Below are 16069 nucleotides of genomic sequence, written 5' to 3'. Positions count from 1 at the left end.
GGCCGTGGCCGACGCCCCGCCCGAGGCACAGGCTCCGGGGGGGGGCCCCCCCCAACCCCCCCGCGGGGGGGGCCCCGCCCGGGTGGGGGCGGGCCCGCCGGCCCGGGGGGGGGGGGCACGGCGTCCTGCTCGCGGTGCTCCGCCCGTGAGACCGCTCGCGCGGCGAAGTGTGGCCCGGGCCGCCGTTTCGCCTACGCGCGCGCCGGTGCGCTAGACCGCCGTGCGGCCGGCGTCCGCCGCGATCGTGGCGCCGGTGAGGTAGGCGGCGCGCTCGGTGGCGAGGAAGTGGATGACCTCGGCGATCTCCCGAGGGGTCGCCAGACGGCCGAGCGGTGTCGTCTTGGCGACCTGCTGGGCTCCTTCCTCTCCCATCGTGTCCATCACCATGTCGGTACGGGTGGGGCCGGGGGCCACCGTGTTGACGCGGACCCCGGCGGGGCTGAACTCGGCCGCCCAGGTGCGGGTGAGGGACTCCAGCGCGGCCTTGGTCGCGGAGTAGACGGACAGCCCGGCCATGCCGATGCGGGCGGCCATCGTGCTCACGTTGACGATGCTGCCGGACCCCCGGGCCACCATGCCCGGCGCCAGCGCCGCGGTCAGGAAGTAGGGGGCCCGGATGTTGGCGGCAAGGGCGGTGTCGAAGGTCTCCACGTCCTGCGACGTGGTCGGCCCGACGGGGAACAGCGCGGCGTTGTTGACCAGGATGTCGACATCACCGGCTTCCCCGGCGAGCCGGTGCAGCGAGGCGAGGTCCGTGAGGTCGGCCGGGACGAATCGCGCGCTGCCTCCGGTTTCGGTGATCGCCCTCACGGTGGCCGCGCCGCGCTCCGGATTGCGGCCGGAGACGACGACGTGGGCCCCCGAGGCCGCGATCAGCCGGGCGGCCTCACTGCCGATACCCCCGGTGGAGCCGGTGACCAGGGCGACTTTGCCGGTGAGTTCCATGTGCTGCACCTTCCAGGATTCCGGCCCGAGTGGCGGGCCGGAGTGGGTTGTGCGTCCCAGATTGCTCACCGAAAAATGGGTTGTCCACTCCAGAATCTTCTATGGTGGAGCCATGACCACTCAGAACCCGACGGCGCGGACGCGGGCAGCGCGGACGCGTGCGCCGAAGGAGCAGACGGCGGAGGAGCGGACGGCGGCGGACCGTACGACGTCGGACCGCGCAACGTCAGACCGCGCGACGCGGGATCGTGCGACGCCGGTCCGTACGACGCGGGACCGCGCGACGCCGGATCGGCAGGGCACCCCCGCGAAGCCCCTGACCCCGAAGGGCCGGGCGACCCGTGAGCGGATCGTCGCCGCCGCCGCCCAGCTGATGTACGAGCGCGGCCTCACCGAGGCGACGCTGGAAGACGTACGGACCGCGGCCGGCGTGAGCGGTTCGCAGATCTACCACTACTTCGCGGACAAGCAGGCGCTCCTCCTGGCGGTCATCGAGTTCCAGACCGCGGCGGTTCTGGAACTTCAGGAACCGCACTTCGCCCGCCTGGACACCATGGCCGGTCTTCGCGGATGGCGTGACGCCCTGGTGGACTACCAGCGCCGTCTCCAGTGCCGCGGCGGATGCCCGATCGGCACGCTGGGCACCGAGGTCGCCGAGAGCAACCCGGAAGCCCGGCTGGCCGTCGCCTCGGGCTTCCTGCGCTGGGAGTCCGCGATCCGTGAGGGGCTGACCGCCATGCACGCACGCGGAGAGCTCGACGCCGACCCCGACGACCTCGCCCTCGCCACGCTCGCAGCCCTCCAGGGAGGGCTGCTGCTGACGCAGATCCAGCGTGAGGTCCGCCCGCTGGAGGTGGCCCTCGACACGATGCTCGACCACATCGCACGCCTCAGGACGGCCTCGCCGGCCCCGGCCAGGCCCTGACCGGCCACCGGCTCCCTGCCGCCCCTGACGTGAACCCGTAGCGCTCCGCGGCGGCGCGGGAGGCGGAGACGCTACCGGTGGACCGGACGGTGCGCGAACGGATGCCATCGATGGTGGTGTCCGTCGTCTCGACCGGCATCGCCGTAGGGCTGCTCGCTGCGGGCCCCCTCGTTCTCGCGCTGGGCGATCAGGTCGTCGCGGTCCCTGCTGACGGCTTCCGTCCTGCGCCGGGACTCGTCCAGTCCGCGACGTGCGGCGCGGCCGCGAAGTGCGGCCCGGCGGTACCCGATCAGCAGCAGGCTCAGCCCGATGATGGCGGCGGCTCCGACGACGATGCCGGACAGGAAAAGCGTGCCTGTGGAACCGGTGACGTGGTAGCCGAACACGGTGAAGCCGTCGGAGGCGAGCGCGTGCCCGGTGTCGGCGTTGCCGAGCACACCGGCCAGGCCCACGACCACCGCGGCAACGAGGATGATGAGGCCAATAACGACAAACATGGCACTCTCCCGATGACTACGTCATATGCCTACAGTGAACGCCGTGGACGGGGTGGCGTCCAGCCGGGTCCAGGAGGGCCCGGGTGCGGGAGCGTCGAGAGGGCCCACCGGGCGAAGGCCGCGGTGTGACGGAGCGTGCCAGGGGCGGTGGCCGGTGTTGCCTGCCCGCGAGTTACCGGCCCCGAGTGGCGCCTCGCGGTGACCGGACGTGTCACTGACCTCGGGGTCCGGACGTGTCACTGACGCGGGGGCACGGGCTCGCTGACATGCTCGATCCGCCCACCGCGCTCGCCGTCGCCCCGGTGCCGGGCGGCAGGCGCCGGCACCCGGATCTGGCGTGTCACGGGAGTGGCCCAGGTGCCGCGTGAGGGATGTTCTCCTCAGTGATCGTGTCCGTCTGGGCTGATGGTGACCGTCCGGGCGTCTGTGCGTGGTGGAGGTGTTCCGGGTGGAGGCGAGCGACGGCAGGCCGGACGGACCAGACGGACCGGAAGGACCGGAAGGACCGGGCGGACCGGGCGGACCGACCGGACCGGGCAGTGAACCCCCGCGGCTCCCGTCCGCCGCCCCGAGGCCCCCGCAGCGCGTGACGGCGCTCGACCGCCTGCGTGGCGCCGTGGACCGGGCCCGGTCCATGGGTCCGCCACCGGGGCCGACTCGTCCGGGGTTCTGGCGCAGTCCGTTGCGGGGGCCCTGGCTGACCGGCGTGTTCGGGCTGACCCTGCTGGTCGGCGTCACGCTGGTGTTCGTGACCGGGCTGCTGTCGTACGCGTCCTACAACCCGGACCTCGCCCCGCGCAACGACGCGACGCCCGACAAGGGCTGGCTGGGCTTCTACCTGTTCACCTGGCCGACGTCGCCGTACTGGCTCTACCGGCTGACACAGGGCGTCCACACCGTCCTCGGCGTGGTGCTCGTCCCGGTGCTCCTCGCGAAACTGTGGTCGGTCATCCCGAAACTGTTCCAGTGGCCGCCGGTCCGTTCGGCCGGTCAGGCCCTCGAACGACTGTCGGTGCTCCTGCTGGTGGGCGGTGCCGGATTCACCTTCGCCACCGGAATCCTGAACATCCAGCTGAACTACGTCTTCCCCGGCTCCTTCTACCCCCTCCACTTCTACGGCGCCTGGGTGTTCATCGGCGCCTTCGTCGTCCACGTCGCCTTCCGGTTCTCCCGTGCGATGCGCGCCGTGCGGGCCGGCCGCGGCTTCCAGCCGGAACCCGGCTCCGACGAGGCGGCAGGCCTCGTGTCACCCCGGCCGGTCCCCGGGACGATCTCCCGCAGGGGAGCGGTCGCCATGGTCGGAGCCGGGTCGTTCGCGCTGTTCGCGGTGACGGCCGGACAGAGCGTCGGCGGCTGGTGGCGCAGGACGGCCCTGCTGGCCCCGCACGGCCGTGACCCCGGTCCGGGGCCGAACGGCTTCCCGATCAACAAGACCGCCGCGTCGGTCGGCATCCGCCCCAGCGACATCGGCCCCGCCTGGCGGCTGACGGTCCGCGGCGGCGGACGGCAGGTCGTTCTCACCCGCGCGATGCTCCTCGCGATGCCGCAGACCGAGTCGGCGCTGCCGATCGCCTGCGTCGAGGGCTGGTCCACGCCCGACCAGCGGTGGAGCGGCGTCCGCCTCACGGATCTCGCCGCCCTCGTCGGGCTCGGCACCGACACCCCACCGGTACGGGTGGAATCGGTCCAGCGCGGCGGAGCGTTCTCCTCGGTCGAACTCGCGGCGAACCAGGCCCGCGACCACCGTTCGCTGCTCGCGATGCGGGTCAACGGAGCGGAACTGTCCGCGGACCACGGCTATCCGGCCCGTGTGATCCTCCCGGCCGCCCCAGGGGTGCACAACACCAAGTGGGTGCATCGCCTCACCTTCGGAGAACCCGCATGAACCACTCCGCGAGAGGCTTCGTCACGGGCCTGCGCAGCCGCTACGGCGCTTCCCCGCTGCACCTCCTGCTCGTCCTCGCCTCTTTCGTCCTGGCCGGCTACGCGGGGATCAGGCTGCTGAAGGGCGACACCCTCGGCGTGGTGATCTGGTTCGTCGGGGCCGCGCTTCTCCACGACCTGGTCCTGCTGCCCTTCTACTCCGTGACCGACCGGGCCGCCCAGTGGCTGTGCCGCGGAAGCCGCGAACCGGGCGGGGGTACGCACCGACCGAGCGTCAACTACCTGCGCGTGCCGACGTTCGTCGCGGGAGTCCTGTTCCTGGTGTGGTGGCCGCTGATCCTGCGCCAGGGCGGCCGGTACACCGCCGACACGGGCCTGTCGGCGGACGGGTTCCTGGCCCGCTGGCTCCTCGTCACCGCCGGACTGTTCCTCGCCTCGGCCCTCGTCCTGATCGTGCGGACCTGGCTGCGCCTGCGGCCGGAACGCAAGGAGATCCGGGCCCGGGCGCGAGCGCGCGGAGCGACGAAGTGACGCTCGGTCGGGACGACGAGGGCGGGCGTGCACCGGGTCTCCGGGGACGCGGGGGGAGGGGGGACGGACAGGGGCGGACCGCCGATCCACCCGGGTCCCGGTCACCGCCCGGCCCGGGGTCCTCCTGACCGGCGGCGAGCGGGTCCCGGTCCCTGTCGTGAGCGGGGAGCGGTACCGGTCGCGAACAGCCTGACCGGTCGCGGGTCCCCGGGAGGCCGAGGCCGGTCCCCTGGGAGGCGTCCCAGTTCCGTAAGGCGTGCGGACGTTCCGGAACGGAGGGCCGCCGGGTGGGATGGGGAACATGAAACTGCGTTTCCCTCCGCCCCGTCCGCCGGTGTTCAAGGGCGGACTCCACGACGCCCGCACCGCGACCTCCATCGGCCGCTGGCTGGGGCCGGCGTTCGCCGTGTGCTTCGTGACCGGGCTGGTCAGCCACTTCATGCAGCATCCGCCGGGCTCGCTGATCGACCACATCCCGAGCCGCCCGTCGTGGGGTTACCGGCTCACCCAGGGCCTGCACGTCGCCTCCGGCACCGCCGCGATCCCCCTGCTGCTCGCCAAGTTGTGGACGGTGTATCCGCGGTTGTTCGAGTGGCCGCCGCTGCGATCGGTCCGGCACGCGGTGGAACGGCTGTCGGTCGCGCTCCTGGTCGCGGGGGCCGTCTTCGAGCTCGCGACCGGGCTGTTGAACACGGTGCAGTGGTACCCGTGGCCCTTCTCGTTCGTACCGGTGCACTACGCGGTCGCGTGGCTGGTGACCGGCGCGCTGGTCCTGCACATCGCGGTCAAGGCGCCGGAGATCCGGGCGCACTGGAGCAGGCGGTCGCCCGGGACCCTCACCCTGCCCGCGCAGGACGGTCCCGACCGGCGCTCGCTGCTGGCCGCGGTGGGCGCGGCCGTCGGGGCCGTCACCCTGACCACGGTGGGTCAGTCCTTCACCCCGCTGAAGGACTTCATCCTGTTCGCGCCCCGCCATCCCGATCGGGGCCCGCAGTCCCTGCCGGTGAACCGGACCGCCGCCGCGGCCGGGGTCGGCCGGATCGCCGACGAGGAGTACCGGCTGACGGTGGCCGGCCCGAGGCCGTACACCCTGACGCTGGACGAACTGCGCGCTCTGCCGCAGCACGAGGTGGAGCTGCCGATCGCCTGCGTGGAGGGCTGGAGCGCGTCGGCGCACTGGACGGGCGTACGGGTCGTCGATCTGCTGGACCGGACGGGCGCGCCGCCGCACGCGCGGGTGCGGGTGGTGTCGTTGCAACTGCGCGGCGGCTACCGGGTGTCGGAGATGGGGCATGAGCACGCCCGCGACCCGCTGACCCTGCTCGCGCTCCGGCTGAACGGCGAGGAGCTCGATCCGGACCACGGCTATCCGGCGCGGCTCATCGCCCCGAACCGGCCCGGCGTCTTGCAGACCAAGTGGGTGGGCCGACTGGAGGTGCTGTCGTGAAGGTGACCCGATGTCTCGCGGGTGCGGCCGGGGTCGCGCTCCTGGGCCAAGGTGCCTCCCTGTTGCTCGACGTCCGGGACCTCACGGACGTACTGGTCTGGATGGGCGGGGCCGTCGTCCTGCACGACGCGCTGATCGCGCCGCTGGTGCTGCTGGCCGGGCTGGTGCTGGTACGCGGCGGCGTACGAGGGCCGGTTCGCGGGGCGCTGGTGGTCGCGGGCGCGTTGACGGTGGTGGCCCTGCCGGTGCTGCTCCGGCCCGGACGACCGGCCAACTCCTCGGTGCTGCCGCTGGATTACCCGCGCAACCTGCTGATCGCGTGGGCGGCGGTGGCCACGGTGACGGTGTTCGTTCTGGCCGTGCGGGGCGTGCGGGGCGTCGCCCGTCGACGGCGGCCACGGTCGTGAGGTCGACGCCGGTCCCCGCAGGGCCGGTGGACCGCCCCGGAAAGCCCGTATCCGCGGCCGGAGTTGCCGCACTCCGGCCCGAGTCAAGTGATCAGTGCGCCGACAGGACAGTGGCTGTCATACCGGACAGGTCGTCAGTTTCCGCCGAGGTGCGGGGAACTGGCGATATGCGCGGACCAAACGGAAGGAGGACACCGCCCCGGCGGATGCGGGTCTTCTTTCGTTCCGTGCCCGTTCAACTCGTCGTCCCTGACTTTCGTGTACGCCACACCTAGGGTCCTTGAGGTCTTCTAAGGATGGGTCTCATGGATACTCTCCCCGCAGTCCGGGCGCGCGGGATCACCAAGTCCTTCGGCGACGTCGTCGCACTCGACGGCATCGATCTGGAGGTCACGCAAGGGCAGATCCACGGCTTGGTCGGGCCGAACGGCGCGGGCAAGACGACCTTGCTCGGCCTCCTGCTGGGTCTGGCCGTCGCCGAGGGCGGCCGTCTGGAGATCCTGGGCACACCGGTCGGGCGGGCGCTCGCGGCTCCCGAGGGTGTCGCCGGCTTCGTGGACGGACCGGGCCTCTACCCCTCGTTGACCGCCCGGCAGAACCTTGCCGCGCTGGCCGCTCTGCGGGGCCGCGACGCGCAGACGGCGGGGATCGACGAGGTGCTCGAACAGGTCGGGCTCACCGATGTCGCCGACGACCGGGCCCGCGGCTTCTCCCTGGGCATGCGGCAGAGGCTGGGGCTCGCCGCCGCTCTGCTCACCAAGCCGCGACTCCTCGTCCTGGACGAGCCGTCCAACGGTCTCGATCCGGCCGGCAAGAAGCATGTCCACGGTGTCCTCGCGCGCCTTGCGGCCGAGGGAATCAGCGTGGTGCTCTCGAGCCACCGCATGGACGATCTCGAAGCACTGTGCTCCGAGGTCACCATCCTGGCGACCGGGCGGGTGGTCTTCTCCGGCCCGCTGGGCAAGCTGGCCGCCGAGAACAGTGAACTCGACTACCGGGTGCTCACCTCCGAACCGCGGGCCGCCCGTCGACTGGCCGCCGACACGGCCGGGATCCAGGTCGTCGGCCAGGCCGGGGCGCAGCGTGACGAGGAGGTGCTCGTCGTGCGTGGGCTGGTGCCCGCCCTGGACGACCTGGTGGTGCGCCTCGTGCACGAGGGGATCGCGCTGCGCGAGTTCGCCCCCGTGGTGTCCCCGTTGGAGGCCGCGTTCCTCGCCCTCACCGAGCAGCAGGAGGCGGCCCGATGACCGCGACCCTCACCGAGAACGTCACGGCCGCCACCCTGAGGGTGCCGGTGGTACGCGCCTACCGCTTCGAGCTGGTCAAGCTCCTCTCGCAGTGGCGGATCCGGCTGGTGATCCTGGCCTGCTGGATCGCGCCGGCGCTCTTCGTCGCCGCGGTGAGCCGGCAGGACTCGCTCCCCTCCGACACCCTCTTCGGCCGCTGGATGCACGCGACGGGGTGGGCCGGACCACTGGTCGTCCTCGGATTCGCGGGCACCTGGGCGCTCCCGCTGCTGACCTCACTGGTCGCCGGTGACGTGTTCGCCTCCGAGGACCGCCTCGGCACCTGGCGCCACCTTCTGGTGGCGGTCCGCTCGCCCCGGCGGATCTTCGTGGCGAAGGCCCTGGCCAGCCTCACCGTCATCCTGTCGCTCGTGGCCGGACTGGTCTGTTCCAGTGCTGTCGGCGGGGTGGCGGCGGTCGGGAACCAGCCGCTGATCGGCCTCGACGGCCACCTGCTGTCCTCGGGCGACGCCGCCGGGAAGGTCTTCCTCGCCTGGGCCTGCGCGCTCGCCCCGACGCTCGCCCTCGCGGCGATCGGACTGCTCGGGTCCGTCACGCTGGGGCGCTCCCCGATGGGGCTGCTGCTGCCGGCGCTCGTCGCGCTCGCGATGCAGCTCGCGCAGATGCTGCCGTTGCCCGTCGCCGTGCGCCTCGCCCTGCCCGGGTACGCCTTCATCTCCTGGAACGGACTGTTCACCAGTACGACGCAGTGGGCCCCGCTCCTGATCGGCATCGTGGTCAGCCTGGTGTGGGCCGTGGTCGCGACGGGGCTCGCCTGTCTGCTGTTCCTGCGGCGGGACTTCACCCATCTCTCCGATGACGGGTCGCCGCGCCGCGCGCTCGTCGCCGGAGCGGTGCCGCTCGCCGGGCTGCTCGCGCTGACGGTCGCGGTCGTCGCCGGCACGACCGGGGCCACGGGTTCCGGGATCGAGCAGACGAAGGTGCAGGACTCGGTGGCCGTGGCGTTCGCCCATCTCTATCGCCTGCAGACCGAGGAACTCAACCGCCCCGCCGTCACCGAAGCGCAGCTGAAGGCCGGCGCGGCGTGCACGAAGGGCGACGTCGCGGACGGTGCGCGGGGAGCGGGCAACGACTGGCGCTGCGTCGTCTCCTGGCACCTCCCCGACGTCGCGGCCACCGGCACCGCCATCTACCAGCTCGACGTCACCCCGGACGGGCGGTTCGTCGCCGACGGCGACGGGCCGAAGGAGGTGAACGGCTTCTTCCTGGTGCGCACCCCGGTCGGGGACGCACCGAACCCGCTCTGGCAGTTCGACGGCAATGTCGATCTGCTCGGCACCACGAAGGGATGACTCCATGCAGGTAACACGCCGCAGGCGTGTCGAGAGGGACCGTCCGGGACTTCTCGGCAGACGCGTCGGCCGGATACCTCTGGTGACGGTCGGCATCACCGCCCTCGCTGTCGCCGCCGCCGGTACCGCTCTCGCCCAGACGCGGCAGTTCGGCACCGAACAGGTCGGCCAGACCACGCAAGACGGTCAGGTCATCTCCAGCGACCAGTACATCGCTCCGTACGGCGACCGTCTCGTCATCGGCAACGGCAAGATCATGTCGTCGTCCGTCAGCCCGGACGGCACCCATCTCGCGGCCTCGGTCACCGACGGTGGTGCGGCGCTGTCGATCGTGGACCTCAAGGGCTGGAAGGTGCAGCAGCTCGTCGGCAGCGGCGCGTCGTCGGTCCCGCGGATCAGCGGCAACGACGTGGGCCAGGAAGGTCCCACGTACTCGCCCGACGGAAAGCAGCTGTGGCTGGGCCGCACCGACGGTTACACCCGATTCACCGTGAACCCGGACGGCAGCGTCGCGAGCCCGGTCAACATCCCGATCCCGGCGGACGGACCCAGGCACGCACTGGTGGGTGAGGCGGTGTTCTCCGCCGACGGGGCCACCGTGTACTCCGCGGTCAACGGACAGAACCGCGTGGTCGCCATCGACGCGGCGACCGGTGCCGTCCAGCAGAGCTGGACCGTGGGCAACGCCCCGCGTGACCTGGTCCAGGTCGGCGGCAAGCTCTACGTCAGCAACGAGGGCGGCCGTCCGGCGAGGCCCGGCGAGACCACGATCAACTCCTACAACACGCAGGTGCCGGCCGACCCGGTGACCGGTGCCACGACCACCGGCACGGTCAGCGTCATCGACCTGAAGAAGCCGGACGCCGCCGTCGGGAGCATCAACGTCGGTCTGCATCCGACCGCGATGTACGCGAAGAAGGGGGCGCTGTTCGTCACCAACACCGCCACCAACGACGTGTCGGTCATCAGGACCGCCAACGACAAGGTCGTGCAGACCATCTCCACCCGGCCGTGGCCGGAGGCGTCGGTGGGCTACGAGCCCGACGCGGTGACGCTCACCGACGACGGCCGTCTGCTGGTGACCCTCGGGCGCGCGAACGCGGTAGCCGTCTACCGGTACACGAGCCCGCAGGAGCCGGTCGGCTTCGTCGGTCTGCTGCCGACGGACTACTTCCCCGCGGAGATCGCCACGGTCGGCGACCAGGTCGTCGTCTCCAACACCCGTGGTGTCGACGCCCGTCGGTCGACCACCAGCGCCGGGCACGGCACCCACGACACCACGTCGAGCCTGACCCGTTTCACGCTGCCCAGCGACAAGGCCGTCAAGGCCCAGACGGGCAAGGTCTTCAAGCAGAACGGCTGGACCGACAACTCGGTCAAGCTCGCCAAGGGCAGGAGCAGGGCGAAGCCGGTGCCCGTCCCGGTGCGGCTCGGTGACCCCTCGACGATCAAGCACGTCTTCATGATCGTCAAGGAGAACCGGACCTACGACCAGGTCCTCGGTGACATCCCGCAGGGCAACGGCAACCCGTCACTGACGCAGTTCGGCGAGAACGTGACACCCAACCAGCACGCGCTCGCGAAGCAGTTCGGGCTGTACGACAACACGTACGACATCGGCACGAACTCCGCCGAGGGGCACAACTGGCTGATGCAGGCCGACAACCCCGAGTACACCGAGTCCTCGGCCGGCGAGTACCTGCGCAGCTACGACACCGAGGACGACGCCCTCGGCCACCAGAGGTCCGGCTTCCTCTGGACCGGCGCCCAGGCGGCGGACAAGTCGGTCCGCGACTTCGGTGAGTTCCACCAGTTCCTGACCAAGCCGACCGGTTCGACCTGGCAGAACCTGTACTGCGACTCCAAGAACATGAACGCGACGGGGCAGCAGTCCGCGTACTCGCTGGTCTCCTCGTCACCGATCCCGTCGCTCAACAGCGTCTCGGTGCCCGCCTTCCCCAAGTTCGACACCAGCGTCCCGGACATCTACCGGGAGGAGATCTGGAAGCAGGACTTCGAGAAGAACGGGCCGGCGAACCTGAACATGTTCTGGCTCTCCAGCGACCACACGGGCGGTCCGGCGAGCCCGGCAGCCCAGGTGGCGGACAACGACCTCGCGGTCGGCAGGATGGTCGACGAGATCTCGCACAGCAAGTACTGGAAGGACTCCGCGATCTTCGTCGTCGAGGACGACTCCCAGGCCGGCCTCGACCACGTCGACGGCCACCGTGCCCCGGTCCAGATCATCAGCCCCTACGCCCGGCACGGCGTAGTCGACAGCCACTACTACTCGCAGATCACGATGATCCGCACCATCGAGCAGATCCTCGGGATCCACCCGATGAACCAGAAGGACAGCGCGGCCACCCCCATGAGCGGGGCGTTCACCAGGAAGGCGAACCTCGAACCGTTCGACGCCCTGGCCAACCGCACCTCCCTGACCGACGGCCTGGCCACCCCGCCGGCCTGCGGCACGGACACCCCCGCGCCGCAGAACCCCGAGGCTGCGGCGGTGCCGTCGGCGAAGGTCCCGGCCGACATGCGGCCCCTCGCGTCGCAGTGGGACACCTGGAAGTCGCGGCAGCGGCTGACCGGACCCCATGCCGTGCCGGACTTCGCCAACCCCGCACAGATGAACCACCTCACCTGGTACCAGACCCACAACTGGAAGCAGCCGTACCCGGGCGAGAAAAAGATCTACGCGCCCAAGGACGTACCCGGCGCCTACATCCCGTCGGCCGAATCCGACGGCTGACCTGAGGCACAACAGGTAAAGGGGCTCTTGGCCGGCGTTGTCGCCGGCCAAGAGCCCCTTCACCTGTTCCGCCTGTGGTGGACAGGGAGCCCGCTCGCGAGCGTGAGGCGATGTTCTCTGCGAGCTACGAGTGCCAGGGCATGCCGCTGCGCACCCGCAGCGCCCTCGACCTGTGGAGAGCCGCCCAAAGTGACACCACGCGGACAGTCCTGGAGACCTGGCCGGGTACCGCCGGTGTATCCGGCCGTTCCACTGCGCGATGCGTCCAAGCTCCTGGATCATGCGAATCAGTGTGTGGTGACCGGCCTTTCTCGAAGGAAATGCCGTGTCTCGGTGCCCCGCGGGTGGCCGGTGCGGTCGACTTCGGACATCGACCCCACACTGCGGCGTCACCCACGTCGGCCGGTAGGCATCGTGGATCCGGCGAACACCGTCGAAATGGAGAACCTCGATGAGCACGCACGCCGACCCACTCGTTGACGGTGCAATCCCGATGAGCGAGTACGAAGGGCAGGTGTGGGACACGCTCAACGAGCACTGGCAGCGCCGCAACAACCGCCGTGGTCTGCCGAACTGGGCGAGCAACGCCCTCGGTCGCACCGGTGAGGTCGCGGGAAACGCGGCGAGACGCGTCGCGGACGCTGTGCCGGAGGCGGTCACGGAACCGATCCGGCGCGCAGGCGACGCGGTCGCCGACAAGGCCATGCGACCGGCGCTCGCGGGCGCCGCGGCGTTGGTCGAGCTGGTCAACGACTGGGCCATGGAGCTCAATGACCCGAAGAACGTCGAGAAGCTCGCCCGCAAGCAGGGTCTCGAGATCGACACCTTCGTCGAACTACGCCAGCAGGACCTCAAGGTCTGCGACCGACTGCTGTCCCGCAACACCCTCAGGTGGCGCACCGCCGGCGCGTTCGAAGGCGGCGCGATGGGCCTGCTGGCCATGGTCCCCGTAGCCGGTATCCCCGTCGCGATGACAGCGGACATCCTCGTCGTCCAGGTCTTGAGCACGTCGATCGCATCGCGCATCGCGTACTCCTACGGCTACGACGCCAAAGACCCCAGGGAACAGGACTTCATCCAACGCCTGGTACAGCGCTCCTTCATGGCGCAGGCGGCCAAAGCCAAGCCGTTGAGCGATACCGCGCGGGCGGCGCACGCGGTCAAGGGACGAATAAAGTGGTCGGAGAAGCTCCGCCAGGACCACCGCCTCCTGGCCGCCCTTGAGAAGCTGATGCAGCAACTGGGCCCGGCCGGCGCCAGGGTGCCGGTCAAGAACGTCGCCAAGGTCGTGCCGTTCGTGGGTGTCCTCATCGGTGCCGGCATGAATTCCGCGGTCCTCGGCAGGGTGGCCGCCGACGCCCAGCGCTACTCGCAGACTCGATTCCTGTGCGACAAGTACGGGCTGCCGCTGCCGGCCGTACTGGCGACCGACGGGGACGAAGAACCCCAGACCGACGTCACGTGAGTGATGGGCGCTGGGTCCACGAGGCAGCCCTCGCAGGTTCCCATGTGCGCGCGAGGACCCGTACCACCTCAGGTCGTGCCTCGCCGTTCCGGAGGATCATCGAGTGTCCGGTCCTCCGGCGTTGTCGTACAAGATCGCGGACCCTGACTCGGCTGTCGGACTTGTGGAGTTCGGCGGCCGGGGAGCCACTTCGGCAACGCTTTCGTGGGAGTCGTGCCCGCATGCGTCGCCTGGTGGCCGTCCATACTCCGCGACGCCACTGTCCTTTGGCCCGGCGGGCGGGTCATCCGGCTCTTGTCCTGTGAAGGGCTGGCGGCACGTCGGCCAACTCCTTGAACGCTCGGTGCGGGTCCCTGCCCACAGTCTCGATGACAGCCGGCAGAGAGCCGTTGTACGCTCGGGCAACAGCCCTTGACCTGCGACAAGCAGGCAGGGAGCCTACGTCCAGGAGTGCCCTCGATGCTGCGCACCATGTTCAAGTCCAAGATCCACCGAGCCACCGTCACCCAGGCCGACCTGCACTACGTCGGTTCCGTGACCATCGACGCCGAGTTGCTCGACGCGGCGGATCTGCTGCCCGGCGAGCTCGTCCACATCGTCGACGTCACCAACGGCGCGCGTCTGGAGACGTACGTCATCGAGGGCGAGCGCGGCTCCGGGGTGATCGGGATCAACGGTGCGGCGGCCCATCTCGTCCATCCCGGTGATCTGGTGATCATCATCAGTTACGCTCAGGTCTCCGACGCCGAGGCGCGGGCACTGCGGCCGCGGGTCGTGCACGTGGACCGCGACAACCGCGTCGTGGCCCTGGGGGCCGACCCGTCCGAACCGGTGCCGGGCTCGGACCAGGAACGCAGCCCCCAGGCGGTCACCGCCTGAGTCCCGGCCGAGGACGTCCGGGGGCGTCCGAGGCCGTCCGCCGGACCGGCGGATCCGCGGGCCGGGGCTGGGGAACCACGACCCGAGGAACCAGGACCCGAGGAGTACCCATGAGCGACATCGTGATCCGCGACGACCGGGCGGCCGGCCGTCTGGAGGCCCTCGCCGGGGACGAGGTGGTGGGCCACATCGAGTACTTCGTCCTCGAAGCCCCCGCACGCGCCCTCGTCCCCGTGCACACCATCGTGGAACCCGAGCACGAGGGGAAGGGCATCGCGGGCTCGCTCGCCCGCGAGCTGTACACCATCGCCGCGCGCGAGGGCACCGTGGTCGCGCCGCTGTGCCCGTACGTCGTGAAGTGGGCGGCGCGTCACCCCGAGGAGGCTCCGGCGGCCGCCCCGGAGCTGCTGGACGCGGCGATGGAGTGGCTCAGGGCGCATCCCGGACGCTTCTGATGGCCCCCGCGCCTCCACCGCGGCCAGTGCCTCCGGCGCCGGCCGCGGGCGGTGTGCTCGCCCTGCTGCACACCTCGCCCGTGCACGTACCCGTTTTCGACGCGCTGCGCGACGAGGCCCACCCGGGCCTGGAACTGCGGCACATGGTGGACGAGCAACTGTTGGCCCGGGCCCGGACCGAGGGGCCTGCCGCCGTCGACGGCGAGGTGCGGGCGGCGCTCGGCCGGGCCGTCGCGGACGGGGCCGACGCCGTGCTCTGCACCTGCTCGACCATCGGCGGGATCGCCGAGCGGGCGGAGGCCGGAGTGCCCGTGCTGCGGGTGGACCGCCCGATGGCCGCCGCCGCGGTGGCCATCGGCCCGCGTGTCGTGGTGGTGGCGGCGCTGGACAGCACCCTCGCGCCGACGGTCGCCCTCGTCGAGGACGAGGCCCGAGCCGCCGGCCGGCCCGTCACGGTCCGCACCCTGCCGGCCGTCGGCGCGTGGGCCCGTTTCGAGGCGGGCGACCTGGACGGCTTCGCCGCCGCGGTCGCCGCGACCGCGGACTCCGTCACCGGCGCCGACGTGATCGTCCTCGCCCAGGCCTCCATGGCGCCGGCCCAGCGGCTGGCCACGACCGCGGTTCCGGTCCTGTCGAGCCCCCGCCCGGGGCTCGCGGCCGGAGCGGAGGCGGCACGCCTCGCACGGACCCGCCCGGTCCGCACGCGGGACCGGCCGTCCCGCATCCCCCGCGCGACGGGGTGAGTGGGCGCGCGGCGGCCGGGTACGCGTGGGACAAGTCCAGAGCCGACGTACCGACAGGGACGTACCGACTGGCACGTACCGACTGGCTGGAGGACACGATGACGCATCCGTACCCCGAACCGGTGAAGCCGGGTCCCACCCCCGGGCCGGGGCCCGACCGCCCGCAGCCCTTCCCCGACCCGAACCCCTTCCCCGACCCGGCGCCGGACCCGGGCCCCCGTCCCACCCCGGAACCCACTCCGCCGCCGCCGTCACCCGTGCCGCCGCCGGGACCCGTGCCGCCGCCGGGACCCGAGCCGGTTCCGCCGGGGCCCGAGCCGGTGCCGCAACCCGAACCGGGACCACCCCTGTCGTGACGGGACCACCCCTGTCGTGAACGGCCGGGCGGAGATGAAGGGCGATCCGCCGGCCTGACAGGGGCCGGAGGTCGGGACACCGGCGATCCTGCCTTTTGAAGGAGGGGGGGGGGCCGCCCCGCCCGCGGCGGGGGGGGGGGCGCGGGGGCCGGGGGGGCGGGGGGGGGGGCGCCGGCCGGGC

14 protein-coding genes are annotated in these 16069 nt (G+C 71.5%); 12 read left to right on the top strand and 2 right to left on the bottom strand.

What is annotated here, in order from left to right:
- Positions 1-210 precede the first annotated feature (210 nt).
- Positions 211-945 (bottom strand): SDR family NAD(P)-dependent oxidoreductase, encoded by a 735-nt coding sequence (locus ACFV2J_RS32195; RefSeq protein WP_385090449.1) that lies wholly within the window; start codon positions 943-945, stop codon positions 211-213.
- 316 nt (positions 946-1261) lie between these two features.
- Between ACFV2J_RS32195 and ACFV2J_RS32190 the strand changes: the two genes are divergently transcribed.
- A complete protein-coding gene (locus ACFV2J_RS32190; RefSeq protein WP_385090453.1) occupies positions 1262-1870 on the top strand; it encodes a TetR/AcrR family transcriptional regulator in 609 nt (202 codons plus the stop codon).
- A gap of 71 nt (positions 1871-1941) precedes the next feature.
- On the opposite strand, the gene ACFV2J_RS32185 is transcribed toward ACFV2J_RS32190, so the two are convergent.
- Positions 1942-2367, bottom strand: coding sequence for a hypothetical protein (locus tag ACFV2J_RS32185; RefSeq protein WP_385090446.1), 426 nt, complete (start codon positions 2365-2367; stop codon positions 1942-1944).
- Positions 2368-3001: 634 nt separating this feature from the next.
- On the opposite strand from ACFV2J_RS32185, the gene ACFV2J_RS32180 reads away from it, so the two are divergent.
- From ACFV2J_RS32180 to ACFV2J_RS32130, 11 genes are all read left to right on the top strand, one after another.
- Positions 3002-4252 carry a molybdopterin-dependent oxidoreductase gene (locus ACFV2J_RS32180; protein WP_385441940.1) on the top strand — a complete coding sequence of 417 codons (1251 nt, stop codon included), beginning with the start codon at positions 3002-3004 and terminating at the stop codon, positions 4250-4252.
- Entirely contained in the window at positions 4249-4782 is a 534-nt protein-coding gene (locus ACFV2J_RS32175; RefSeq protein ID WP_385090443.1) for a hypothetical protein, read from the top strand. Before ACFV2J_RS32180 ends, ACFV2J_RS32175 begins: the two co-directional genes overlap by 4 nt.
- A gap of 292 nt (positions 4783-5074) precedes the next feature.
- Positions 5075-6229 (top strand): molybdopterin-dependent oxidoreductase, encoded by a 1155-nt coding sequence (locus ACFV2J_RS32170; protein WP_385090440.1) that lies wholly within the window; start codon positions 5075-5077, stop codon positions 6227-6229.
- Positions 6226-6636: a hypothetical protein gene (locus tag ACFV2J_RS32165; RefSeq protein WP_385090437.1), complete on the top strand. Its 411-nt coding sequence runs from the start codon at positions 6226-6228 to the stop codon at positions 6634-6636. The genes ACFV2J_RS32170 and ACFV2J_RS32165 overlap by 4 nt, the downstream gene beginning before the upstream one ends.
- Before the next feature lie 305 nt (positions 6637-6941).
- Positions 6942-7883 (top strand): ABC transporter ATP-binding protein, encoded by a 942-nt coding sequence (locus ACFV2J_RS32160; RefSeq protein WP_385090434.1) that lies wholly within the window; start codon positions 6942-6944, stop codon positions 7881-7883.
- Entirely contained in the window at positions 7880-9235 is a 1356-nt protein-coding gene (locus tag ACFV2J_RS32155; RefSeq protein ID WP_385090431.1) for an ABC transporter permease, read from the top strand. Before ACFV2J_RS32160 ends, ACFV2J_RS32155 begins: the two co-directional genes overlap by 4 nt.
- A gap of 4 nt (positions 9236-9239) precedes the next feature.
- Positions 9240-11990: an alkaline phosphatase family protein gene (locus tag ACFV2J_RS32150; protein ID WP_385090428.1), complete on the top strand. Its 2751-nt coding sequence runs from the start codon at positions 9240-9242 to the stop codon at positions 11988-11990.
- A 493-nt stretch (positions 11991-12483) separates the two neighbouring features.
- Positions 12484-13455 (top strand): EcsC family protein, encoded by a 972-nt coding sequence (locus ACFV2J_RS32145; protein ID WP_385096902.1) that lies wholly within the window; start codon positions 12484-12486, stop codon positions 13453-13455.
- A 459-nt stretch (positions 13456-13914) separates the two neighbouring features.
- The gene (gene panD / locus ACFV2J_RS32140) at positions 13915-14334 is read left to right on the top strand and encodes an aspartate 1-decarboxylase (protein WP_385096900.1); all 420 of its coding nucleotides are present in this window, start codon (positions 13915-13917) and stop codon (positions 14332-14334) included.
- Positions 14335-14444: 110 nt separating this feature from the next.
- Positions 14445-14789, top strand: a complete 345-nt coding sequence (locus ACFV2J_RS32135) for a GNAT family N-acetyltransferase (protein WP_385441917.1) — start codon at positions 14445-14447, stop codon at positions 14787-14789.
- A 53-nt stretch (positions 14790-14842) separates the two neighbouring features.
- On the top strand, positions 14843-15532 hold the full coding sequence (locus ACFV2J_RS32130) for an aspartate/glutamate racemase family protein (protein WP_385096905.1): 690 nt from the start codon (positions 14843-14845) through the stop codon (positions 15530-15532).
- Positions 15533-16069 lie beyond the last annotated feature (537 nt).

This window comes from Streptomyces sp. NPDC059668, assembly GCF_042734135.1.
Classification (GTDB): domain Bacteria; phylum Actinomycetota; class Actinomycetes; order Streptomycetales; family Streptomycetaceae; genus Streptomyces.
This window is presented reverse-complemented; position numbering and strand designations above follow the sequence as displayed.